This is a genomic window from Psychrobacter sp. MES7-P7E (assembly GCF_002863645.1).
GTDB lineage: Bacteria > Pseudomonadota > Gammaproteobacteria > Pseudomonadales > Moraxellaceae > Psychrobacter.
The window spans coordinates 1-23,297 of sequence record NZ_PJBU01000090.1 but is presented as its reverse complement, the minus strand read 5'-3'; the positions used below and the strand labels follow the sequence as shown (position 1 = coordinate 23,297).

The 23,297-nt window shown below is 43.4% G+C and carries 16 protein-coding genes; 11 read left to right on the top strand and 5 right to left on the bottom strand.

Annotated features, from left to right (window positions below; genetic code table 11):
* Positions 1-523: 523 nt before the first annotated feature.
* On the bottom strand, positions 524-784 hold the full coding sequence (locus CXF62_RS06755; RefSeq protein WP_102093487.1) for a DUF1289 domain-containing protein: 261 nt from the start codon (positions 782-784) through the stop codon (positions 524-526).
* Between the two features lie 187 nt (positions 785-971).
* Between CXF62_RS06755 and CXF62_RS06750 the strand changes: the two genes are divergently transcribed.
* The 3 genes from CXF62_RS06750 to CXF62_RS06740 all read left to right on the top strand — a co-directional run bounded on the left by CXF62_RS06750 (position 972) and on the right by CXF62_RS06740 (position 4,498).
* On the top strand, positions 972-1,640 hold the full coding sequence (locus tag CXF62_RS06750) for a YqiA/YcfP family alpha/beta fold hydrolase (protein ID WP_102093486.1): 669 nt from the start codon (positions 972-974) through the stop codon (positions 1,638-1,640).
* Between the two features lie 110 nt (positions 1,641-1,750).
* Positions 1,751-3,637 carry a DNA topoisomerase IV subunit B gene (gene parE, locus CXF62_RS06745; protein ID WP_102093485.1) on the top strand — a complete coding sequence of 629 codons (1,887 nt, stop codon included), beginning with the start codon at positions 1,751-1,753 and terminating at the stop codon, positions 3,635-3,637.
* A 165-nt stretch (positions 3,638-3,802) separates the two neighbouring features.
* Complete coding sequence (locus CXF62_RS06740; RefSeq protein ID WP_228153185.1) at positions 3,803-4,498, top strand: lysophospholipid acyltransferase family protein; 696 nt, start codon at positions 3,803-3,805, stop codon at positions 4,496-4,498.
* Between the two features lie 179 nt (positions 4,499-4,677).
* On the opposite strand, the gene CXF62_RS06735 is transcribed toward CXF62_RS06740, so the two are convergent.
* The gene (locus tag CXF62_RS06735) at positions 4,678-5,460 is read right to left on the bottom strand and encodes a meso-2,3-butanediol dehydrogenase (RefSeq protein ID WP_102093483.1); all 783 of its coding nucleotides are present in this window, start codon (positions 5,458-5,460) and stop codon (positions 4,678-4,680) included.
* 298 nt (positions 5,461-5,758) lie between these two features.
* Between CXF62_RS06735 and CXF62_RS06730 the strand changes: the two genes are divergently transcribed.
* Positions 5,759-7,207: a hypothetical protein gene (locus CXF62_RS06730; protein ID WP_145990540.1), complete on the top strand. Its 1,449-nt coding sequence runs from the start codon at positions 5,759-5,761 to the stop codon at positions 7,205-7,207.
* Positions 7,208-7,339: 132 nt separating this feature from the next.
* Here CXF62_RS06730 and CXF62_RS06725 read toward each other — a convergent pair whose 3' ends face one another.
* The gene (locus CXF62_RS06725; RefSeq protein WP_102093480.1) at positions 7,340-9,004 is read right to left on the bottom strand and encodes a mechanosensitive ion channel; all 1,665 of its coding nucleotides are present in this window, start codon (positions 9,002-9,004) and stop codon (positions 7,340-7,342) included.
* A 456-nt stretch (positions 9,005-9,460) separates the two neighbouring features.
* Here CXF62_RS06725 and CXF62_RS06720 point away from each other — a divergent pair, with 456 nt between their 5' ends.
* On the top strand, positions 9,461-10,192 hold the full coding sequence (locus tag CXF62_RS06720; RefSeq protein ID WP_057762133.1) for a BamJ family beta-barrel-assembly machinery protein: 732 nt from the start codon (positions 9,461-9,463) through the stop codon (positions 10,190-10,192).
* Between the two features lie 138 nt (positions 10,193-10,330).
* Here the strand turns inward: CXF62_RS06720 and argA are convergent, their stop codons facing one another.
* On the bottom strand, positions 10,331-11,653 hold the full coding sequence (argA, locus tag CXF62_RS06715; RefSeq protein WP_102093478.1) for an amino-acid N-acetyltransferase: 1,323 nt from the start codon (positions 11,651-11,653) through the stop codon (positions 10,331-10,333).
* Positions 11,654-12,051: 398 nt separating this feature from the next.
* Between argA and CXF62_RS06710 the strand changes: the two genes are divergently transcribed.
* Positions 12,052-12,639, top strand: a complete 588-nt coding sequence (locus CXF62_RS06710) for a hypothetical protein (protein WP_102093477.1) — start codon at positions 12,052-12,054, stop codon at positions 12,637-12,639.
* A gap of 153 nt (positions 12,640-12,792) precedes the next feature.
* Here CXF62_RS06710 and CXF62_RS06705 read toward each other — a convergent pair whose 3' ends face one another.
* Entirely contained in the window at positions 12,793-13,797 is a 1,005-nt protein-coding gene (locus CXF62_RS06705) for a patatin-like phospholipase family protein (protein ID WP_102093475.1), read from the bottom strand.
* A gap of 280 nt (positions 13,798-14,077) precedes the next feature.
* On the opposite strand from CXF62_RS06705, the gene recG reads away from it, so the two are divergent.
* The 5 genes from recG (at position 14,078) to CXF62_RS06680 (ending at position 23,175) form a co-directional block, all read left to right on the top strand.
* Positions 14,078-16,429, top strand: a complete 2,352-nt coding sequence (gene recG, locus CXF62_RS06700) for an ATP-dependent DNA helicase RecG (RefSeq protein ID WP_102093474.1) — start codon at positions 14,078-14,080, stop codon at positions 16,427-16,429.
* Positions 16,430-16,961: 532 nt separating this feature from the next.
* Complete coding sequence (locus tag CXF62_RS06695) at positions 16,962-18,269, top strand: efflux RND transporter periplasmic adaptor subunit (protein WP_102093472.1); 1,308 nt, start codon at positions 16,962-16,964, stop codon at positions 18,267-18,269.
* A complete protein-coding gene (locus tag CXF62_RS06690) occupies positions 18,266-21,355 on the top strand; it encodes an efflux RND transporter permease subunit (RefSeq protein WP_102093471.1) in 3,090 nt (1,029 codons plus the stop codon). Before CXF62_RS06695 ends, CXF62_RS06690 begins: the two co-directional genes overlap by 4 nt.
* 84 nt (positions 21,356-21,439) lie before the next feature.
* Positions 21,440-22,150, top strand: a complete 711-nt coding sequence (locus CXF62_RS06685; protein ID WP_102093469.1) for an AraC family transcriptional regulator — start codon at positions 21,440-21,442, stop codon at positions 22,148-22,150.
* Positions 22,151-22,239: 89 nt separating this feature from the next.
* Positions 22,240-23,175: a DMT family transporter gene (locus CXF62_RS06680; RefSeq protein ID WP_102093468.1), complete on the top strand. Its 936-nt coding sequence runs from the start codon at positions 22,240-22,242 to the stop codon at positions 23,173-23,175.
* The last annotated feature ends 122 nt before the right edge of the window (positions 23,176-23,297 follow it).

Sequence of the window (23,297 nt, the reverse complement as noted above, 5' to 3'; positions counted from 1 at the left end):
CCAGATCTACTGATTTCAGCCTAATTTATTCTAGCAAGCGTATTGCAGTATTGATTATAGAAAAACTTGAAGGTATGCTATTTTTTATTGAAAACGCTTCTAACTTGTAAAAAGCACTGTATTAAAGACAAAGCCGTCATTAAACTAGTAAGGAAGTATGTGTGTCAATTTGGTTGCTAGTTCTAATATCATTTATGCATATTACTATTGGCGGGGCTTTTGCCTTCGGGTTTCTTTTCTATATGTGTGCAGAGGGAAGCCCAAGCAGAGGGAAGCCCAAGCTTAACCAAAATTGAGAATAATGTTCTCTTTACCTTGTTGATTGGATATGCAGCTTCACTTGTAATCAGTGTTGGAATGGCTGTTTATTTTTACGTATTTACTACTAGCAATTTATATTATTGGTGTTTCGCCATACCGTGGGGACTACTGATTCTACTGTTAGGTTATTGGGCATATATTTTAGCGAAATTTAACGCATTTTGAGGATGCTATTAGCATGTCTGGCCTGATTAATTACTTCTCAAAACAACTCACCCATCTCAACGTCTTCTTCAAAATCAAAACCTAACTGCTCGTTTTTACGTAGCCGCATAAGCTCAATACGCAGCTTACGTCCTGCGATAAGCCTTAGCACCTCGCGTTGCTGCTCTGTCGTCATGTCATGCCATCGCTGGCGCTCAGTTCGACTACGCAGGCAACCAAAGCAATAACCCTTCTTATTGCTTTGACAAAGACCAATACATGGATTGGCAATCTCGAACAGTTCAAACTGTTGATTCATGACTCCTCCATAATGACTACCGTCATTCCTTTGACCTGCATAAAATCACTGTACAACATTATTATGTCGCAAATACTGACTAATAGTGTGCCATTTTATTGTTATTATTTCCGTCTAGCGGGTGCTATGCTTAGCTTTGATAGCCTTTATAAGATAATCATAACAAAATTAATAAGTGAGATGATACGTGAACTTGATTTATATCCATGGATTGGACAGTGATGCCAACTCGACCAAAGGCGTGTTGTTAGAAAAATATTGCCAGCTTCATCATCCTGATATTAATGTACTGCGTCCTGATTTAAATAAAACCCCTGCTCAAGTTTGTGAGCAATTATTGTCTTTAATCAAATCACTAAATAATAGTGCAGATAGAAAATCAGCAGATAAGCAGACTGAGTTGTCAAATACAGTATTAATCGGTAGTTCGCTAGGTGGGTATTTTTCTACTGTGATAAGCAATCAGATAGGTTGCCCAGTTTTATTGCTTAACCCTAGTGTCCAGCCCCATATCACCTTACAGCGTTTCTCTAATAAACCAGTATCAAGTCAAGATAACTTAAATGAGTCATCTACTAGCAAAGTCCTGCATACAACAGCGGGCGGCTGGAGTATTACGCCTGCAGATTTACAGTTGTTTGCAGATCATCAGCTGTTATCGGTAAATTATCCCGATAAAGTTGCTGTGCTATTAAAAGAAGGCGACGAGCTGTTAAATTTTGAATTGTCTAAAGCTTTTTATCAAGGTAAGGGCGCATCGGTAACGGTGCAAGAGGGTGGCGATCATCGGTTCAGTGACTTTGATGAGCAGTTGCCCATGGTGATGAATATCTTACAGAGTTTAGTACAGCCTTAAATAGACGACATTATATGACGTAAGCGATGGAGTATTAACGTTAACGTCGCTATTTTTCGTTATAATGGTTTAATAGAATTAAACGCACGCGAACAGTTAAGGATGCATTTGTGAGTCAATATAATGCGCAATCGTTAGAAGTTTTAGAAGGTCTTGAGCCAGTCCGTCGTCGTCCAGGTATGTATACCGACACCACGCGCCCTAACCATTTGGCGCAAGAGGTCATTGATAACTCGGTTGATGAAGCGTTGGCTGGTTATGCGAAAACCATCAAGGTGCAATTGCATAGTGATGGGTCGTTGTCTGTCGAAGATGACGGGCGCGGTATGCCAACTGATATTCACCCTGAGTTTGGTCAATCTGGTATTGAGCTGATATTAACTCGCTTACATGCAGGTGGAAAGTTCTCGACCTCTAATTACGAAGTGTCAGGTGGTCTGCATGGTGTGGGTATCTCTGTCGTCAATGCGCTATCAACCCGCGTTGAGGTTACGGTATGGCGTGATAGCACACAGTTTGATATGGCATTTGAAAATGGTGCACCAGTTACGCCATTGACGGAGGCAGTTAGCTCAAATAAGCGTAAACGTGGCACTAGAGTACACTTTTGGGCGGATGGTAGTTTCTTCGATACGCCCAAATTTAATGTAAAACAGCTCAAGCATAATTTAAAAGCAAAGGCTGTTTTGGCCGCTGGACTGACGATTGAATTCACTGACGATATCAATGATGAAAAGGTCGTTTGGCAGTTTACGGATGGGGTAGTCGAGTATCTAAGCGAACAATTAGATGGTTTGGAAACATTGCCTGAAGCGCCGTTTTATTATAATTATGATGCGAAAGCGGGCGAACGAGCGGCTATTACCTTTGCCTTGTCTTGGTTGCCTGATGGTGGTACGCCGATTCAAGAAAGCTATGTAAACCTGATTCCAACAGCTCAGGGCGGTACGCACGTCAACGGACTACGCACGGGCATTTTAGAAGCGCTGCGTGAATTCTGCGATATTCATAATTTGCTACCACGTAGTGTGAAGCTAACTGCAGAAGATGTCTGGGACGGGGTGAACTATATTCTGTCTCTGAAGTTCTCTGAGCCGCAGTTTTCTGGACAGACCAAAGAGCGCTTATCTAGTCGCGAGGCTGCGGGCGCTGTACAGACATTGGCAAAAGATGCCTTTAGCCTATGGTTAAACCAGCATGCGGACATGGGTACGCAAATCGCTGAATTGGCGATCAATAAAGCAGGTCGTCGTCTGAAATCTGCCAAAAAAGTCGCTCGTAAAAAGATTACTCAAGGGCCCGCATTGCCTGGTAAATTGGCAGACTGCCGTGGTGATTTGCGTGATGGCGCTGAGTTGTTCTTAGTAGAGGGTGACTCTGCGGGTGGTAGTGCTAAGCAAGCAAGAGATCGTCATTATCAGGCCATACTACCTCTACGTGGCAAAATCCTAAATACGTGGGAAGTATCATCAGATACGGTGCTATCAAGCCAAGAGATTCATGATATTGCCATAGCTATCGGTGTCGATCCTGCCTCTGATGATTTGTCCGAGCTGCGTTATGACAAGATATGTATCTTAGCGGATGCTGACTCTGATGGACTACATATTGCGACATTGATCTGCGCTTTGTTTGTGAAGCATTTCCCTGCGCTAGTGGATGCGGGTCATTTATTTGTGGCCATGCCGCCATTGTACCGAGTGGATGTGGGTAAAGAAGTTCATTATGCACTTGATGAGCCGGAGCTTGCACATATTTTAGCCAATGTGCCAGGTAACAAAAAAGCTCAGATCACACGATTTAAAGGGCTTGGTGAAATGAGTGCTGAGCAACTACGTGAGACGACGATGAGCCGTGATACACGCCGCTTAGTACAGTTAGATATGGACGACATGGTACTGACCAATAGCGTGATGGATATGCTACTGGCTAAGAAACGTGCCTCTGATCGCAAGTCATGGCTTGAGAGTAAAGGTGATTTGGCCGATATTTCTTAAGAATTAGCAATGAATCTAAAGAAATATGGGTGCAGAATATCGTAATAGGTCATTACTTATATTTATGGCTGAACGATCTATCGCATAATAAAAGCACGCAAAATTCAGCCTAGTCACAAAGGCTTAATGGTATTATGTCAGTACCTTTCATTATATTGTGCTGTCATGATACCGAAGATTTTTAACCGTTCTAAGTCTGTTGTTTCTAAACCTGCGCGCTCCAAAGTACTCCCAGAACTTAGCAAAAAACATTTGGGAGACAAGGTGCCTAAGCGTGGCAATAAGTTTGCGCCTGTTATTGCATCCGCGCTGTTAAAGGCGTCAGGTTGGCGTACGGTAGGCGAGATTCCAAATATCTCACAAGCTGTAGTGCTTGCGCTGCCACATACTTCTAATGTGGATGGTATTTATGCGATTCCAAGTTTGTTTGCATTAGATGTTAAAATCAGCATTATGGGCAAGCACACGCTATTTAAAGTGCCTGTGTTTGCACAGTTATTAAATTGGATAGGGGTCATTCCTATCGATCGTGGTAATAAAGGCTCTGTACTGCAAGCCAGTATTGATAAGTTCAAAACTGGTGAACCATTATTTCTGGGGTTATCGCCAGAGGGGACACGGCAATATACTGAGTCGTGGAAGACAGGTTTTTATTATTTAGCGGTGGGTGCTGGTGTACCGATTTTGCCAGTAGCGATGGACTACAATACTAAAGAAATACGGTTTATGTCGCTGGTTTATCCTACAGGTGATATCGAAGCAGATTTGCCAAAAATATATTCTCAGTATAAAGGGGTGTTGCCAAGACACCTTGAGCGTTTGTCACAGCCACTACAAGACATCAATAATGCAGCTGAATAAGCCAAATGGTATAAATAATAGTTCAATTAGTTAAGTTAACAGAACTGGTTGTATTGCGGGTACGCAGGCTAACAGCTACCTACAACTAAGTTCTGATAATTGATGTTGAAAAAGCCCCTGATATGATGATATCAGGGGCTTTTTTTGAGTAATATTTGAATGTTTATCAGTGCAAAAGTCTAAAACTGTGGTTGGCCGTTAGAAGCGCTAACACCACCGTCGACAGGTAGATTGACACCAGTAATCATGGAGGCATCATCACTTGCTAAAAAGGTAATGGCAGCGGCGATATCTTCTGGGGTTGCCAAACGTCCAAGCGGACAGCGAGCTAAGAACTTATCCGTCTTAGACTCATTGTCTTGGATAGCCGTCGTCATATCGGTTTTGGTGACACTTGGATTAACCGCATTAACACGAACACCATCTGAACCATGATCTAATGCTAATGTACGGGTTAAATTGGTTACACCCGCTTTAGCAGCATTGTAAGCAGCCATATTCCAGTCACCACCCACACCTGAGAGCGATGAAATATTAACGATATTACCCTTTGATGCAATCAAGTGAGGCATAGCCGCTTGAGAGACGTAAAAAGTCCCGTTTAGATTCACATCGATAGCAGAGCGCCAATCATCAGCAGATAGTTCTGTAATTTTTCCTTGGGTGGCTTTGCCAGCATTATTTACCAAGATATCAATTTTGCCAAATTTATCGATAGCGCGCTCAACCATCTCTTGTACTTGGCTTTGGACACTGATATCGCATGTAATAATGAGATAATTATCGGTGTGAATCCAAGTACGATCTTGGGGTAGCTTTTTGGCAGTTTCTTCTAGTGTTTCCGCTGTACGTCCTACTAAAACCACGCTAGCGCCTTCTTCGGCAAAGCGAATAGCAGCCGCACGGCCAATACCAGAACCTGCACCCGTTACAACGACGGTCTTTTCTTTAAAACGCTTCATAATGTTTAATCCTTATTATTATATAATAGTCATTAAAAATTCGATGATTAAAATTTCAATGACTACGGTTTCGATAAATACAACTAAGTACAGTTTGTCATCCATAAACTTGCACGCAAGCAATACTGCTTTGATATCATCATAACAAGTGATCGCTTTGAAAGCGACTGTCTCTGATAGTGCTTATGTAGCATAATTTTGCATCATTCAGATATTTGTAATACGCGATAATCATGTTGTTATTATTACGAGCTGGCCTGTGCGATATTCACCATACGATAATAGAAGGTTGGAACTTGTGTCCCATTCGATTACTACCATGCCCGACTGGGGCTACCTGACGACCGAGCTAGTCAGTTATTTACAAGCAGATGCTATGGCAGTGACTTTAGCAGGCATGCATACGATTGAGCATGAATACAATGCTCAATATATCGCTCGTCACTATCAATATCAGTTGCCACTTGGCAAGCTACAGCTGTTGGAGCTAACACTGTATTTACCCTATGATACAGAGTCAGTTGATATGGAGGCTGTACGCATGACTGCGGTAAAGTCAGCACTTACATGGTACAAATCATTATCGTCTCAAAATGAAGAAAATGCCTTAGCTGGTTATGAAGCTATGATTTTTGACATTCAGCTTGTCGGAGGAAGTAGCAGTCTCAATCAAGATGATAACGGTGACAGTGCAAACAATTCAAACAGTGCTCTACAACGACTTAAACACAATTTTGGGGTTCGTTACTTTTTAGAAGACTTAGTTGTCGACATGAGCGAAAGCATGCGGCAGCTGCAAGTCTTTAGCTGGGATGATTGGTACTCGATAGCAGCAGCGGTACGAACCCCATGTGAGTTATGGCGTTTCTTAGCTTATCATCTGGAGCAGCTACATCAATCGGCTGTAAACCATATTCCAAGTTTTGAATCGGAAGACGCTTTGGTTGAGCGTTTTTTGCAAAGTCCAGACCTGTTTGCTCCTGCCATTGTAGTCGACAATGCGCTCATCAAAAATGAAGTACAAGACGAACCTAACTCAGCACTGGTCGCCATCACACTTGCCTACAAAAACCAAAGTTCAACTGCTCAAATGTACCATCAGCATATGATACAAGCAGCCACGATATGGTCTCAGCTAAGTATGCAGATGATAGATACGTATGGTAAAAAGCACATAACTAACAGTGACGAACAGACAGAAATACCACTCGCTCACTGGCAACAACAACTCCTAGATGAGTCTTTGTTTTCACGTCACGAGCTTATCCGTACGCTATATAGACACCCTAAACAAAGCGCAGCGCTGCAAAAAGATGGCTATGTGGTACATCAACATTCTTATGAAAGTTTGGGACGACATTATGTACTGGTGTTTTATGGTCAGGAGTCAAAAGGGCCTAATAGCAAAGCAGCTGTCCAACCAAAGCTAGCAAAGATCGCACAAGACGTTGCCACACGTTTGCCAATTATTGAGCTACATCATGTAGTCGTGCTTGGTATCGACTTTATCACTGAGAATAATGAGAATTTTTTCGATATTGATTTATGGATTCAGCCAGTCGATGCGATGACTCAAAGGGAGCGCCAACTTACTAAGCAAATGCAAAAGCTAAAGCAACAGGAGTTAGATAAGCAAAATATGCCACCTGCTAGTAGCGTGGAAGATGGTAAACCTGCGAAGGCGCAAAAAGAAAAATTACCTCAAGTACAGATGAGCTTGACGATTCCAGCGCGAAAAGATAAGTAGTAGATAGACGTAGTTAGCTTTCTACCCGTTTCTTAATAATAAGAACGACAAATTTATTAATATATTTACTGACATAAAAAAAGACAGCCTAGGCTGTCTTTTTCGTATCTAAACTAAACAATCAAAAAATACTTATTTATTGAGGTCGTCATTGAGACCGCTATCAGGAAGTACGTCATCACTGTTGTAGATGTCATTAGTATCAACACGTGGTGTATCAATTACATCGGTACGTAAGTCAGTGGTAGGTGTGCTAGCAGCAGATGGTGTGTTTTCACGAACTGAATCAGCAACTTTTTCTTGAGTTGATGAACTTGGCTGTAGCGCAGATTTTGCTTTCGCTTCAGTGCGTTCATGATCCATCTTGTCCTGCATTTTACGTAGGAAGCGCGCTGCAGCTTCTTGACCACCAAGACCAAATGATAGGGCAAAGGCAACGGCTACCGCGCCTAGTGTCAGACCAAATGCTAGGTTAACGATTGAATCGGCAATACCCATCGCTTTTAGACCCATTGCTAATACTAGGCCCATGATCAATACACGTACGATGTTTGCTAGGAATTGTGAACCTTGCTCAGAACGTTCAACCACACCTGCAATGATATTGGCAAGCCAGAATCCGATGAATAGGATAATTGCGCCTAGGATGATATTTGCACCGAATGCGATAAACATCGTAATAATAGCTGAGATAGGCTCGAAACCTAACAAGTCAGCAGCTGCAATAGCGGCAAATAGCATAGCGAAGAAGATAATCGCATAACCAACTAGGTCAGAGATTTTCTTATCACCCATGGTTTCTTGTAGACCAACTTTCGCAGGTAATTGATTGATTTGAGTGTTCTCAATCAGACCCTTGATGATGTTGGCAACCATACGTACAACATAGAAAGTCACTACTAGGATAGCGACTGCCATGAAGATGTTTGGCAATGCTTCCATGATTTTGTTAAGCATATTGGTCGCAGGGCGAGCAATTACTTCAATTTTTAATGCGTTTAGAGCAGCAATAATGGTTGGAATGATAACCACTAAAAATGCTAGCGAACCTGCAATGTTAGGTAAGCTATTTTGCTCACTTAAACCTGCTTTTGATGCCAATTCTTGTACATTAAAAGTAGAAACAAGGTTGGTTACGATGCCGCGTACGACTTTGGCAATGATATAACCAACGACGAAGACCACACCAGCAATCAAGATATTAGGGATGAAGCTAAAGATTTTGTCGACCATATTAGTCAGTGGTGCAAACAAACCATCAAGCTCTAATTGACCAAGTACCATGGTCAACACAACCAATAAGATGAACCAGTAAACCATATCAGCAATCGTACTGCTCATTGGTTTTACACCAGCTTGTGCACTTAAACGCTCATCCATAGAGGTTTTTGCAAGAGCTGCGTTGATCGCTGTGCGTGCAACAGTAGCCACGACCCAACCGATCACACCAAGTGCGATAGCGCCGATAAGATTAGGGATAAATGCCAATACTTGATTAACCATATTTGCGAATGGTGCTGAGATAGAGTTTAAGTTTAATTGGCTAAGTGCGCCTGAGATAGCAATGATGAAAATAAACCAGAAAACAATCTTGGAGATGATACCTTCAAGGTCGTAGGTCTTACCAGTTGAAGAGTTCATACGTTGATTTAGATTTACTTTAGAGAGTACGCCGCGTACCAGTGCTGCGATACCAAGGGCTACTAACCAACCAATAACGAATATCAAAATAGCACCAATGATGGAACCGATAGGTCCACCGAGATAGCCGTTAAAAGATGTGTACATTGGGTTCATCTTATCCTCCTTGAAGCATCTTATATAACTCGCCAAAAACAATGTTCATACAGCGATTAATGAGCAAGACATACAGATGGTTGTCATAAATAGTATTTTTAGAATCAGTTATATAGAGATATTATCGTTTTTGAACATAAATTATTATCAGCAGTATCTCTTATTTATATTACAGTGACTTCGCTATCGATATCTGCTTATTTTTGATAAAAACTAACGCTCGGTTACTTATCTCCTCAACTAATTCAGCTTAGCTGATGTATTGATGGATTTAAAGACAGAAAGCTTTACCTGTTACTATATTTGTGTGATAACTTGTTATTATGATAGAAGATATTAACATAGACTATACATTGGCCCGATAATTTCGTGCAAAACGTGGTTCCCAAAACTAAGATTTGTTATTATAGAGGAATGTGACATCTCGCCACTATTCTTACAATTAGAGAGTACTTTATGAAAAAAATCACTACTTTAGGCGTTAGTGCACTTGCTAGCGCTATGTTGTTAGTAACAGGCTGTAGCACCAACAATGGCAATCAAGAAACAGCCGCTCAAAGCGTTTCCATTACTGAACAAAGCTCAGCTAGTGAAAAAGTAGGTTATAGCTTAGGTTTCATGATGGCAGAAGGCAATAAAGACGCTGTCAAAGATCTAGACCTAAATACTTTTGAAAAAGGCTTCCGTGATGGCTACGAAGGCAATGAATCAGCATTGACCCAAGAGCAAATGCAACAAGTATTGATGGACTATCAAAAAGAGCAAGAAGAGCAATTCGTTAAAGACATGGAAACCAAAGCGACAGAAAATAAAGCCGCTGGTACTGCATTCTTAGCAGAAAACGCTAAAAAAGAAGGTGTGAAGCAAACAGAGTCTGGTCTACAGTATAAAGTTATCAAAGCAGGTACTGGTAAATCGCCAAAAGCAACTGACGTGGTTGAAGTAAACTACGAAGGTAAATTGCTTGATGGTACAGTATTTGACAGCTCTTATGAGCGCGGTGAGCCAATCGAATTCCCACTAAACCAAGTAATCGCTGGCTGGACTGAAGGTCTACAGTTGATGAAAGAAGGCGGAAAATACGAGTTCTATATCCCATCAGACATCGCTTATGGTGAAGCGGGTAACGCTGGTATCGAGCCAAACAGCACGCTTATCTTTACTGTTGAGCTATTAAAAGTAAAATAAGTATCTAAAGCAAAATTATTAGTTTAGGTACTTAGCCTACAAAAAAGCCTTCATATAATTATGAAGGCTTTTTTACGACTAATATTTTATCTCAGACTGATACCGAGCTTACAAAGCAAATATCAAATTGGCGATAAATTATAGATTCTTTTGAAAGACTTTAGAGTTACGGCCGTTATGGTATTTTTCTAAACGTGCTTCAGGTAAAGCGCTGGCTTCAACTTCAGCAAAGCCTTGCTCGACGAACCAATGCGCAGTACGAGTGGTCAAAACAAACAGCTTGTACAAACCATGGCTACGCGCTTGCTGTTCTAGAAACGCTAACAAATCTGCACCGCGGCTACCACTACGGTACTCAGGACGTACGGCAACACAGGCGACTTCTGCTGACTCTGAATCTAGCGTATGCAATGCTGCACAGCCCAAAATCATACCATCACGCTCAATCACACTATAGTGATCAATCTCTTGCTCTAAACGCTCACGTGAACGACTGACCAAGATGCCTTGCTCTTCTAGAGGTGACAGCAGCTCAATCAGACCAACCACGTCATCGATATTGGCACGGCGAATTTCTTCATAAGGGTCGTGGCTAATCAACGTACCAGAACCATCACGCGTGAATAGCTCTTCTAGTAGCGCGCCGTTTTTGGCATACGAGATAATATGCGTACGATGGACACCTTGACGACAGGCCAAGCTTGCACAATTCAAGAAATAATTGATTTCGCAATTTAAATCGCGATCACGTAAGAAACGATCAACTTCGTTTGGAATCATTTCACGTAATAAACGATCGTCGTCGTTGATACCCGCTTCTTCACCTAAGAAGATAAGCTTATCAGCACCCAGTGCTACAGCAGCGCTAAGTGCAACATCTTCGGCCAATAAGTTAAATACTTCGCCAGTCGCAGAGTAGCCCATCGATCCTAGTACAACGATATGGTCATGAAGTAGGTTGTTTTTGATGGCTTCTACATCGATAGAACGCACTTCACCCGTCATTTGATAATCAATACCTTCACGGATACCGTATGGGCGAGCTGTCACGAAATTACCCGATATCGCATCGATACGCGAACCATACATCGGAGAGTTGGCCAGTCCCATGGATAGCTGAGCTTCAATCTGTAAACGAATAGCACCAACGGCTTGTAAGATAGATGGCATCGCTGCACGTGGCGTAATACGGATGTCTTGATGTAGCGGCGATTCAATATTAGCGTCTTTTAAGTTCTTTTCGATTTGCGGTCGTGCCCCGTGTACCAGTACCAGCTTGATACCCAAGCTATGCAACAAGGCAAAATCATGAATAAGTGTGCTGAAGTTCGCATGATTGACCGCTTCACCACCAAACATGATCACGAAAGTTTTGCCGCGATGGGTATTAATGTAGGGTGCAGAGTTACGGAACCAATGGACGTATTCAGGGTTGATCTGGGGCATGGAGCTAGTAGTCATAATGGGAGCAGTAGTCGTTAGAATAAGAAAAGGGGCGCAGCAAAAAAATGCCTAACGCTAAAGATTTACCATAGCAAAAAACGCGGTTATGAGCTATCTTTTATTTCAGCTGTATTCAAGCATTCTTATTGCCAATCGCTGATATACACAACCTCAACACTGGGTTAATGTACGCACAAATGCTTTTTGTTATGCTAAGCGCTATTGCTTTACAGATGCTGAGCGAAGATAATCAGGTTGGATAAGTGAGTTCATGTGTTTCATAGATTGCATGAACTATTTCACAGCGATATCTTATATACATCGTAATGCTTTTTATCTGTTGAACAAATTATAAAAATAACTTAAGTTGCACCATCTGTGTTTTACCGATATATCAACCAGGGATAATGAAAATCATGAAAAAAAGTAACCAGTTTGCTAGCCCGTTCAGTGCTTGGAGCGGCCACCGCTTATTTCACGTTGTTGCCGGTACGCTTATCGGTGCAATGGTCGTTACACAAGCCTCAGCGATGCTGCCAACACCAGAGCAAGCGGTTGATAGCTCAATGGCTATTCAAGCAAATGCCAACAAGAGCAGCAACTCAAGTGCTCAAGCCGTTAATAGTAGAATTACAGCGTCACTGGTCAGCGTTGATGCCAATGGTCAAGAAGTGCTTGTCCCTGTAGATACCAATACTCGTTTGCAGTCAGGTAATGTATTGGAGTATCAAGGGTACTTTACCAATACCAATGCAGATCGCGTCCGTAAAATGACCGTTACGATGAGCATTCCAGAGCAGGTAGAACTATTAAAAACGGTTGCTCCTGAATTCCCGTACGGCAGTGTAGATGGCAATAACTTTGCTCGTATGCCATTACGTACCAAGGTTGATAATCAACTAAAAGATGTCGCGCTTAAGTACTATAAAGCGGTACGTTGGGACTTAGAAGGCGTAGGTCTAAATGATACCGTCGCTGTAAAATATCGCGCTCGTGTAAAATAGTCCTGAATTTTTGGATTAGAATTTAGCTAGCATTGATATAGCGAGCACTGAAAACTATCAATAAAAAAGCACCACAGTTTATAGCTGCGGTGCTTTTTTATGGTGTGTCAGGACGTTTGATGATTTTACTGATAAGTAAGTAAAAATACTGAGCTATAGCGTGGCATATTTGCTACTAGATTTCTCTTGAATAAGTTGTTTGATAGCATTGATTTGTGGCGTTGTAGCTTGGGCGCCTGCTTGTATTAAATTGCGTCGCTGCCTAGTATCTATTGAACTGTTACGACCGACATTGGGAGTAATAACAACATCCGCTCGATCTCGTTCGCTCTGATTTGATGCGGAGCGATTAGTAGTCAGGTTAGTAGCCATAATATTGGTCTCGAGAAATCCCCAAAAGTCACTTAATGAGCTGATGGTTAACGCTCTATTATCAATAGGGCCATTGACTTGAGCGGCAGTCACATCAACGGCAATAACAATATCAGCGCCCAAGTCGCGTGCGCTGTCAACGGGTACGAGACTGACCACGCCACCATCGATATATTTTTTGCCGACTTTTTCTGGAATACGTGGCGCAATAAAAATATTGGGCACGCTACAGGATGCTTGTACGGCAAGCCCTGCATCGCCAGTGGTAAAGACTGTTTTCTTTAGTGTGTGTTTTTCTGCTGCGATTGCCGCAAAAGCAATAGGGAAATCCTCTATAGCACGCGCATTCACTTTGCTATTGATAAAGTTTTTTAACTTAATACCTTCGATAAATCCTTGATTGGACAAGGTAAAGTCTGTGAGCTGGCTATCAGTAGTGGTCAATGCCAATTGCTCAAGCTGGGCAGGCGTGTAACCACTGGCGTACAAGCTGCCAATCAAAATCCCCACACTTGTACCGACCACCAATGTTGGTTTGATACCGTTTTCCTCTAGAGCTTTGATGACGCCCACATGGGCAAACCCTTTTGCACCGCCACCACCCAACACCAGTGCGACAGTAGGGGCTTTAATAACAGGCTCTGGAGTTTTGGGAGTAGTAGATGTCAACGTGCTACACGCACTAATATAAAAACCGAGAATAGGTATTAAACTCAACCTCAGTATTTTTAGATTATGACGAATCAGATTGTGACGAAACTGACGAGGCAAAATAGAAATAAGCATAGAAAAACACCTTACGAAATTGCCAGAACTCAAAAAATAAGACATCAGTTATTGATATGATGAGAAGAAGCGGTTTATCTATAGTAGATGGACTGTATAGATGCTATTTTACTAAATAGCCTAGCATAAGCAATTGTATTGTCAGCTATAATGAAATGAGTCGATGTCTTTATGCATACTATTGTTATCGCTATTTTATGGCATAAGCCATTATATGCAGCCTACTAAAAATGCTCGATTTAGCATACAAAAATTAAAAATAATATTGTTAGGATCTTTAATGCCAATATCGGAGAGTCATGCCTCAGCCAACTCATTAGATCACTTTAGATCTGACATGCCGTTGTCAGCACTAGATATGCCAGTGTCTGCGCTAGCAGGTGTGGGGGTAAAAGTCGCAGAGCAGTTGGCGCAATTGAATATCAAGCGGATATTCGATTTGCTATTACATTTGCCCCGTGATTATGAAGATCGTAGTCGACTGGTATCAATCGCTGATGTAGAGCATGGACAATCAGCGCTAATTACTGGTCATATCGTTCATGTCGATACCAAGCGCAGTGGGATGACTGTGACGGTGGACGATGATACGGGTACGATATCGTTACGGTTTTTTAAGGTCTATCGCGGTCTGGTACAGACCATGAATTTGGGAACGCGCTTACAGCTATTTGGTGAGGTCAAAGTCAGCCGCTACGGTAAGCAGATACATCACCCTGAATATCAAGTTATCACTGACAATACCGTCATGACCGATATGGGATTGCAGCCTATTTATCCTACTGTCAAAGGTTTACATCAAAACAAGCTGCGCACTTTAATTAAACTGGCATTGCAAACGGTTCGGAGCCAAGGTCTGCCGATGACATTGTTTACGGCTGAAGATTTTGCAGTTGTATCCGATTTGCCATTAGTGCCTTTTGAGCCATCCAAATCAGCGGTGTCAGAGGCCGAATATACCGAAGATATTTTTTCGACGTTAGCACGCAGTGTGCCTGATAATGCTCTTGGCAATAGCGTATACAAACCCAATCCTTCTAACTATCAGGCAGATAATGACATACATAACGTCGCTGCCAGTATTGCTCAGCACAATGTCTATAATTTAACGATATTTGAAGCATTGGTGCTGCTGCATACGCCGCCTACTTATACCAGCGCGTCTCAGCAATACAAACTATTCACTCAACTCAGTGCCCGTACGCATGCTGCTTGTCAGCGCTTGATTATTGAAGAGTTGACTGCGCATCAGCTCAGTTTGCTATATCGTCGCCAGCAGCTACATCAGCATAAAGCGCCTAAATGCACTACCAATAGTCCTCTTGCTGACAAGCTGTTTTCTGCATTGCCTTTTGATTTAACGGGTGCGCAAAAAAGAGTGATGAAAGACATCACTGCGGATATGGCAACCTCAATTCCGATGCTACGACTGGTACAGGGTGATGTGGGTGCTGGCAAGACATTGGTTGCAGCAGGAGCAGCGGGTTATGCGCTCGATAGTGGCTGGCAGGTCGCGGTAATGGCACCGACTGAGATTTTAGCAGAGCAGCATCTACTGAATTTTAAGCAATGGTTTGAGCCATTAGGTATTGGTGTCGGTTGGCTTGCCGGTAAGCAAACGGCCAAACAGCGCCGCGAAGCGTTGGAAGCAGTCGCGGAAAATACCGTACAAGTGGTGGTCGGTACTCATGCACTGTTTCAGGAGCAAGTTCAGTTCGCTAAGTTAGGTTTGGTTATCATTGATGAGCAGCATCGATTCGGTGTTGAGCAACGCATGGCATTGACCAATAAAGGCGTGGCTAACAGTACCCCGCATCAGCTAATCATGACCGCAACACCGATTCCAAGAACCTTAGCGATGAGTGTCTATGGCGATATGGATACCTCAATCATTGATGAGTTGCCACCGGGGCGTACCCCAATTACGACGGTAACTATCGATCGCAATCGACGCGATGAAGTCATAGAACGTATCGCGATTAATTGCGAAGCGGGCAGGCAAGCGTACTGGGTATGCTCACTGGTAGAGGCGTCTAGTGTCTTGGATGCGCAGGCAGCCGAAGCCACTTATGAGGACTTAAATGAACGTCTAGATATTCGTATTGGACTGGTGCATGGCAAGATGAAATCTGCCGATAAGCAAGCCATCATGCAAGAGTTCAAAGCAGGTAATTTAGACTTGTTGATTGCGACAACTGTCATCGAGGTGGGAGTCGATGTGCCCAATGCGTCGCTCATGGTTATCGAAAATGCAGAGCGTTTGGGACTATCACAATTACATCAGCTGCGCGGGCGAGTCGGACGTGGCTCGACCAAAAGCTTCTGTGTACTGTTATATCAAAAGCCGCTATCGGAGACAGGTACTGAGCGACTAAATGTCCTACGTGATAGTACCGATGGCTTCGTCATTGCTCAAAAAGACTTAGAGCTACGTGGGCCAGGAGAGTTGTTAGGCAAACGTCAAACGGGTAACGTTGGTTACTATCTGGCTGATCTAATCCGTGATGAGCAATTATTTGCCATTGCTCAGCGGTTAGCGAAGCATTTGATAGCAGACCCTGCGCGAAAAGCAGATGTCAGTCAATTGATTCATCGCTGGATGCCTGAGGCAAGTCGCTATACCAATGCCTAGTACCCAGTGTTTAGTACCCAGTGTCTAGTAATCAATGCTTAGTGCTTAGTATCGGCAAATGGGTTTGATATGTCATTGAATATAGCTCTGGATATAATCAAACAGCATGGCCACAACGTTAACATTCTTTATAAACGATACTCCATCCATAGTCAGTCGTTGAATACATCAAAGATTCAACGACTGACTATACGCGCTCTTATTTCTTTAAATCGGTCGATATGCCTTGAACATTGCACAGATATTCGGTCTAAGTTTTAATTAAATTTATGAACGCTAGACACTATATATAAAAATAAGATGATGACTAAATATATGCTATTCTCGATAATTTGATGAACTATTATAATAATAAACAGTGCTTTAGAGAACATCGTAATACTCTCTGTAAGTAACGCTCATAGCTATATATCAGGCTGTCCAAACATTGCTTCGATTGCGTGCCACTTTTTATTATTGCTGTGAATGATTGATATTTTTAGTCATTCCATATCGAGTATTTCAATATTGACTGTACCTACAGAGAGTTATCATGAGCGATTTTGAAGAAACCCATTCTAAGCCGGCAGCTGAAGCTGAGTTGCCGCCATATCGTCAAACTGACACTGTATCTAAAAGGCCATCTGCAAAACCACCAATATGGCTGTGGCCCGTATTGGCAGCCGTGCTAGTGATTGGAGTACTGCTTGGCAAGTATTGGGGCAATGATAGTAGTGCAGCTACAGATGAGTCAGCAGCTTCTAATTCTGTCGCAAACGATCAGGCAACCGGTAGCGATGCCAGTATTGAGCAATCAGTACTCTCAGTAGAAACAGTCAGTCCAAGCCAAGATGATATCGGCAGCACGCTCAGTGCCGATGGAACCATCAATGCTAAAGATACTGCGAATGTCAGTGCAAAAGTCAATGGTGTGGCTATCGAGCGTATCTTGGTCGAAGAAGGCGACCGCGTCAGAGCGGGTCAAGTTTTAGCCGTGTTCGATACGGATGCTATGGAGCAGCAAGTACTACAGGCGCAAGCAGATGTCGCAGAAGCGGAAGCCACCCTTGCCAATGCCAGCGCTGATGCTGCACGTGTGCTGCCATTGATCGATATCGATGCCATCAGCAAACAAGAAGCCGACCGCTACCGTACCTCGGAAGTCCGTGCCAGAGCTTCTTTGCAAGCATCCAAAGCCCGTTTGAGCAATCAGCGTTTGACATTAGAGAACGCAAAAGTCGTCGCTCCTGTCAGTGGTATTATCAGTGAAAAAATGGTAGAAGTTGGGCAGGTGGCAGGTGGCAGGTTGGCAGGTGGAGATCCATTATTTACGATTATCAAAGGCGGCGTTTTGGAATGGCGAGCAGATATAGATCCTAAGCTTGTCGGGGATATAAATGTCGGTACGCCTGTACAAGTCAGTCTGCCGGGTGGTGATACAGTGATGGGGCAAGTAAACCGCATCGCACCCACCGCAGACAACAACCGTCAAATTACGATTTATGCCAGCCTAGCTGCCAACTCAAAGATACGTGCAGGCATGTATCAAACAGGCGAGTTTCTATTGGGAAGTACCAGTACGCAAACGATTCCTAATAGCGCAGTAGTCAGTAATGATGGTTATGATTATGTGATGCTCGTTACCGAATCGACTACTCGAGATGATCGGTCGATGGGACGTATCAAGCAGCAGCGAGTCACGTTAGGTGAGCGATTGGGCGAGAGCGTAGCAGTGCTAGAGCCTTTGCCAAGTGACAGTCGTATCGTAAAACAGGGCGGTAGCTTCTTAAATGATGGTGACTTAGTGCGTGTTGTTGATGGGGTAACTCAAACCAGTAAGCCAGTGCAGGCACAGCCATGAGCTTAAACGTCTCCGCTTATTCTATAAAGAACCCGCTCGTCGCTATCTTGCTATTTGTGCTGCTGACGTTGGGCGGTATTTACGGTTTCATGAAAATGAAAGTCCAGCAGTTTCCCGACATAGACTTGCCAGCGGTGGTAGTCACGGTCACGCTACCGGGTGCTGCGCCTTCACAGCTCGAAAACGATATCGCCAAAAAGATTGAAAACAAACTGACCAGTATCGAAGGCGTGAGTCATATTCGCACCACGCTACAGACGGGCGCGGCGACCATTGCCACTGAATTTACCTTAGAAAAAGACATTCAAGAAGCGGTAGACGATGTGCGGTCAGCAGTCGGCGAAGTACGTGGTGATCTACCAGCTGCAGCCAACGATCCTATCATTACCAAAGTATCTACCGCTGGGTTTCCAGTGGTTACTTACTCTGTTGCTGCTGAAAATATGAGCGTGGAGGATCTATCTTGGTTTGTCGATGATACCGTTACCAAACGGCTATCTGATATACCAGGCGTTAGTACCGTGAGCCGTGTTGGCGGGTTGCAGCGTGAAATCACGGTTGCTGCCGACCCGATTGCGTTAAGTGGTTTGAAATTTTCTATTTCACAATTATCGCAGCAAATCGCTGGTATCCAGCAAGACAGCTCTGGCGGGGAGGCAGAAGTTGGCAAGACGACTCAGACCATCCGTGTTCTCGGTGCCGTTGAGCGAGCAAATGAGCTAAACGATTTACAAGTGGCTGTCCCTACAGGAGGCACACAAGCTTTAGGTCGGATGGCAGAAATCACTGACGGCACAGCAGATCCAAGCTCGATTGCTAAGCTAGATGGTCAAACCGTGGTGGCATTTAATATCACTCGCTCGCGTGGGGCTAGTGAAGTCGATGTGATGGAGCTGGTTGATGAAGAGCTTGCCAAGCTGACTGCTGATGTCGGTAATATCAGTATTGAGAAAGTCTATGACCGAGCCACACCCATTGCAGAAGATTATGAAGCCTCATTAAGAATGCTCATCGAGGGTGGGCTATTGGCTGTAGTGGTAGTCTTCCTGTTTTTGCGCAATATTCGAGCGACTATCGTTGCTGCAGTCGCTTTACCGTTATCAGTGATTCCAACCTTTTTGGGTATGTATCTGTTTGGCTTTAGTCTTAATATCATCTCACTACTGGCATTATCATTGGTCATTGGGGTGCTGGTCGATGATGCAATCGTTGAAGTCGAAAACATCATACGCCATCTACGCATGGGTAAGACGCCTTATGAAGCGGCGATGGAAGCCGCTGATGAAATCGGTCTGGCCGTTGTCGCGACTACTTTTACTTTGATTGCGGTGTTTTTACCAACGGCCTTTATGGGCGGTATCGTTGGACAGTTTTTCCGTCAGTTTGGTTGGACGGCTGCCTTATCAATTTTTGCCTCGCTGATGGTAGCTCGCCTAATTACACCGATGATGGCAGCTTATATCTTACGGCCTGAGAAAAAGCACGTCGAAAAACAAAGCGCGATGATGAAGTACTATCTTAAGATTGTGTCTTGGACCCTACATCATCGCTGGCTAACCATGGGTGCAACGCTTGTTTTATTTGTGGCATCGCTAGCTTTGGTTAAGCTGCTACCTACGTCATTTATCCCTGATAATGATATCGATCAAACTCGAGTGGCTATTGAGCTGACACCTGACGTGTCGTTGGCAGATACTGAGCGCGTGGCAGCGCTAGCGAGTGCTCGCATTTTGGCCATGCCTGAGGTGACCAACATCTTTACCTCAGTGGGAGAGGCGCAGGCGTCGATGGGTGCATCGGATGGTGGTGGCGGTAAGGCTGAAAACATCGCTGGCTTGGATATCGTACTTGCCCCGCGTGCAGAACGAGGCACCAAGCAAGAGATAGAGCGCAAAATTAGTAAGCTGATGACAGAAGTGCCAGGAGCACGGTTTACTGTCGGGCTATCGAGTGGTGGTGAAAGTGGCTATAACTTTTCATTAACCAGTACCAATCCGCAACTACTTGAACAAACTGCACAAAAAATCATGTCTGAGATTCGAGGACTACCAAGTGCAGGTGCCGTGACCAGCGATCGCAGTCTACCACGCCAAGAGCTAACGGTAACCCCAGATAGATTGGCAATGGCTGATAAAGGGGTGACCACGCAAGATATCGCTACGACTCTACGTGTGGCGACCGTAGGCGACTATGAGCAGCAATTGTCCAAGCTCAATCTTGATACGCGCCAAGTACCAATCGTCGTACGTCTACCTGACGTGGCTAAGCAAAATGTTAGCCAGCTAGAAGGTTTGTACGTGCCGAGTACTATGCCTGCCGGTCAAGGCGTGCGCGTCGGTGAGGTAGCTACGCTAGACTTTGGCACTGGACCTGCGCAGATTAGTAGACTGGATCGAGAGCGTGCTATTAGTATCACGGTACAACCTGCTAGTGGCGAGCTTGGCGATTTGGTACAGGCGGTAAAAGCAGTACCGACCATGCAGCAACTGCCGCCTTCGATTACCATCATTGATCAAGGCCAAGCCGAAAACATGGCAGACCTCTTTAGTGGCTTTATCATTGCGATGTCCGTCGGTGTGGTTTGTATTTTAGGTGTGCTGATTTTACTGTTTGGGCGTTTATTGCAGCCTTTTACTATTTTGATGGCGTTGCCATTATCTATTGGTGGTGCCTTTGTCGGCTTGGTTATTACTAATAGCAGCTTATCTATGCCTTCGATGATTGGTTTTATTATGCTCATGGGTATTGCGACCAAAAACTCAATCCTGCTGGTCGATTACGCGTTGATTGCCCAGCGCCGAGGTCTGGCACGCTTTGAAGCTATCGTAGATGCATGCCGCAAGCGTGCACGGCCTATTATCATGACGACCATTGCGATGGGTGCAGGTATGTTGCCATTGGTATTTGGTTGGGGCGATGCAGATCCTACTTTTAGGCGACCGATGGCAGCAGCGGTATTGGGTGGTCTGGTAACTTCTACGCTATTGAGCTTGGTTGTCATTCCTGTCGTCTATACCTTGATGGATGATTTATCTGGATGGTTTGCTAAATGGCTGGCTCCACATGGTAAGCCTAGTGACTTCTAATAGCCACTTCTCATAGAGAGCCAAATAGCTAACCAAACAGTTGGCCAAGACACGACACAATAATAGCAATCTGGAAAACGCTGTATGATTAACACGCTCTCAATCAGGTCATATACTCGTCAGACTAGAGGGCATTCTCATGACTTTCATCAGATTGTTTTGCCTTTGCGAGGGGCAATCAATATCGAAGTTGGGAGCTATACTGGAAAAGTTATCCCGAGCGAATGTGTTGTGGTCAAGGCAAATGAAAAGCACTACTTTAGCGCTGAGGAGAATGCAAAGTTTATTGTTGTAGATACAGATTTATTGCCAGAAAATGTGCTTCATTCATCACAAATTGTCTTTTCTATCAGTGCGCCATTGTTGGCATTTTTGGAGTTTTCAGAAAGTCAGTTAAGGTATCAAATCAATCCTGAAGTCGAGAGACTGATGTTTAATACCTTTTATAAGCTTCTAGAACAACAAAATCTATTTGTCCAATATGACGCTCGAATTAGAGAAGTCGTCGCATATATTCATCATAATTTTGCTAAAAACCTTTCTGTCGAAGTGTTGGCGGATATCTCTTGTCTCAGTGCCACACAGTTTAAAAAGAACTTCAAATCGCAAACAAGCCAAACCGTCACTGAATACATCACAAAGATCAGAATGCAAAAGGCGCAAGCTTTGTTACTGCATACTGATTCACCTATCGCTATCATAGCCGAACTGGTTGGTTATACCGATATTAGCGCTTTTAGCCGCCGCTTTTCTAAATATTTCGGTATTGCCCCTTCCAAATTAAAACACGTCTAACCAGACATGCAAACCGTCTAATCTGCATAAATAGTAGTCTATAACTCTCTATAATGATGTTATTCATTATAACGTTAGAGGTAGCTATTATGCTGCAGAATAAATCTAGTCTAAGTGCTATTTTATGTGTGATAGCTGCCAGTGTCCTTTGGGGAACGACAGGTACAGCCTCTGCTTTTATACCTGACGTTAGTCCATTAGCCGTTGGTGCATTTTCCATGGGGGTGGGTGGTGTATTGCTAGTATTGAATGCTAAGAATGATTTATTAAGCGATAGACAGAAACTACTTTCCAAACCTAGTCTCTTATTCATCGGTAGCCTATGCGTTGCTATCTATCCTTTAGCTTTTTATTCCTCTATGAGATTGGCAGGTGTCGCTATTGGTACAGTGATCTCAATTGCCAGCGCGCCATTTTTCACTGTCGTCATGGAGCGTCTGATTAGCAATAAAAGAGTCACTAGTCGATGGGTGGTAAGTTTTATATTTGGTGTGGTTGGCGTTATTTTACTGACTTTAGGGAAAACCCAATATTTAGATATAAACGCACAAGCGAATAATCGAATACTAGGCGTGTTGTTAGGGTTAGTTGCAGGATTGACCTATGCCACATACTCATGGACAGCACGTCAGATGATAGAGAACGGGGTAAACTCGAAATCAGCGATGGCAAGCATGTTTGGTCTGTCGGCGATCTTATTGTTGCCATCATTATTATTAACAGGGGAAAACCTGTTTTTGGATGCAAAACATATAAGCGTTGCCCTATATTTGGCAATTGCGCCGATGTTCTTTGGTTATTTACTTTTTGGTCAAGCGTTGAGAGTGATTGAGGCGAGCAAAGCGACGCTTATTACGTTATTAGAACCTATTGTAGCCACTATATTGGCTATCATTATAATCGGTGAAACATTCTCTCCTATCGGCTGGCTAGGAATGTCACTCATGATAATCTGTCTCTTGCTGCAAGTAATAAAGACGCCAAAACTGACAGGTTATCGAGGAAGGCGTGCACTGTACAAGTAACAAAGCAATATAAGTAACAAAGCAATATAAGTAACAAAGCAATATAAGTAACAAAGCAATATTTCTGACGATAAGCAGTATTTTTGATGAGTTACTGCCTATTAAGTATGACTCTTTGTATG

Excerpts from the sequence above, each read along its gene's own strand:
- CXF62_RS06725 (WP_102093480.1), bottom strand. The coding sequence starts at position 9,004 with ATGAACCCAATGTACACATCTTTTAACGGCTATCTCGGTGGACCTATC.
- CXF62_RS06680 (WP_102093468.1), top strand. The coding sequence starts at position 22,240 with ATGCTGCAGAATAAATCTAGTCTAAGTGCTATTTTATGTGTGATAGCT.
- CXF62_RS06710 (WP_102093477.1), top strand. The coding sequence starts at position 12,052 with ATGAAAAAAAGTAACCAGTTTGCTAGCCCGTTCAGTGCTTGGAGCGGC.
- CXF62_RS06685 (WP_102093469.1), top strand. The coding sequence starts at position 21,440 with ATGATTAACACGCTCTCAATCAGGTCATATACTCGTCAGACTAGAGGG.
- CXF62_RS06740 (WP_228153185.1), top strand. The coding sequence starts at position 3,803 with ATGATACCGAAGATTTTTAACCGTTCTAAGTCTGTTGTTTCTAAACCT.
- recG (WP_102093474.1), top strand. The coding sequence starts at position 14,078 with ATGCCAATATCGGAGAGTCATGCCTCAGCCAACTCATTAGATCACTTT.
- CXF62_RS06690 (WP_102093471.1), top strand. The coding sequence starts at position 18,266 with ATGAGCTTAAACGTCTCCGCTTATTCTATAAAGAACCCGCTCGTCGCT.
- CXF62_RS06755 (WP_102093487.1), bottom strand. The coding sequence starts at position 784 with ATGAATCAACAGTTTGAACTGTTCGAGATTGCCAATCCATGTATTGGT.
- CXF62_RS06695 (WP_102093472.1), top strand. The coding sequence starts at position 16,962 with ATGAGCGATTTTGAAGAAACCCATTCTAAGCCGGCAGCTGAAGCTGAG.
- CXF62_RS06720 (WP_057762133.1), top strand. The coding sequence starts at position 9,461 with ATGAAAAAAATCACTACTTTAGGCGTTAGTGCACTTGCTAGCGCTATG.
- CXF62_RS06735 (WP_102093483.1), bottom strand. The coding sequence starts at position 5,460 with ATGAAGCGTTTTAAAGAAAAGACCGTCGTTGTAACGGGTGCAGGTTCT.
- argA (WP_102093478.1), bottom strand. The coding sequence starts at position 11,653 with ATGACTACTAGCTCCATGCCCCAGATCAACCCTGAATACGTCCATTGG.
- CXF62_RS06705 (WP_102093475.1), bottom strand. The coding sequence starts at position 13,797 with ATGCTTATTTCTATTTTGCCTCGTCAGTTTCGTCACAATCTGATTCGT.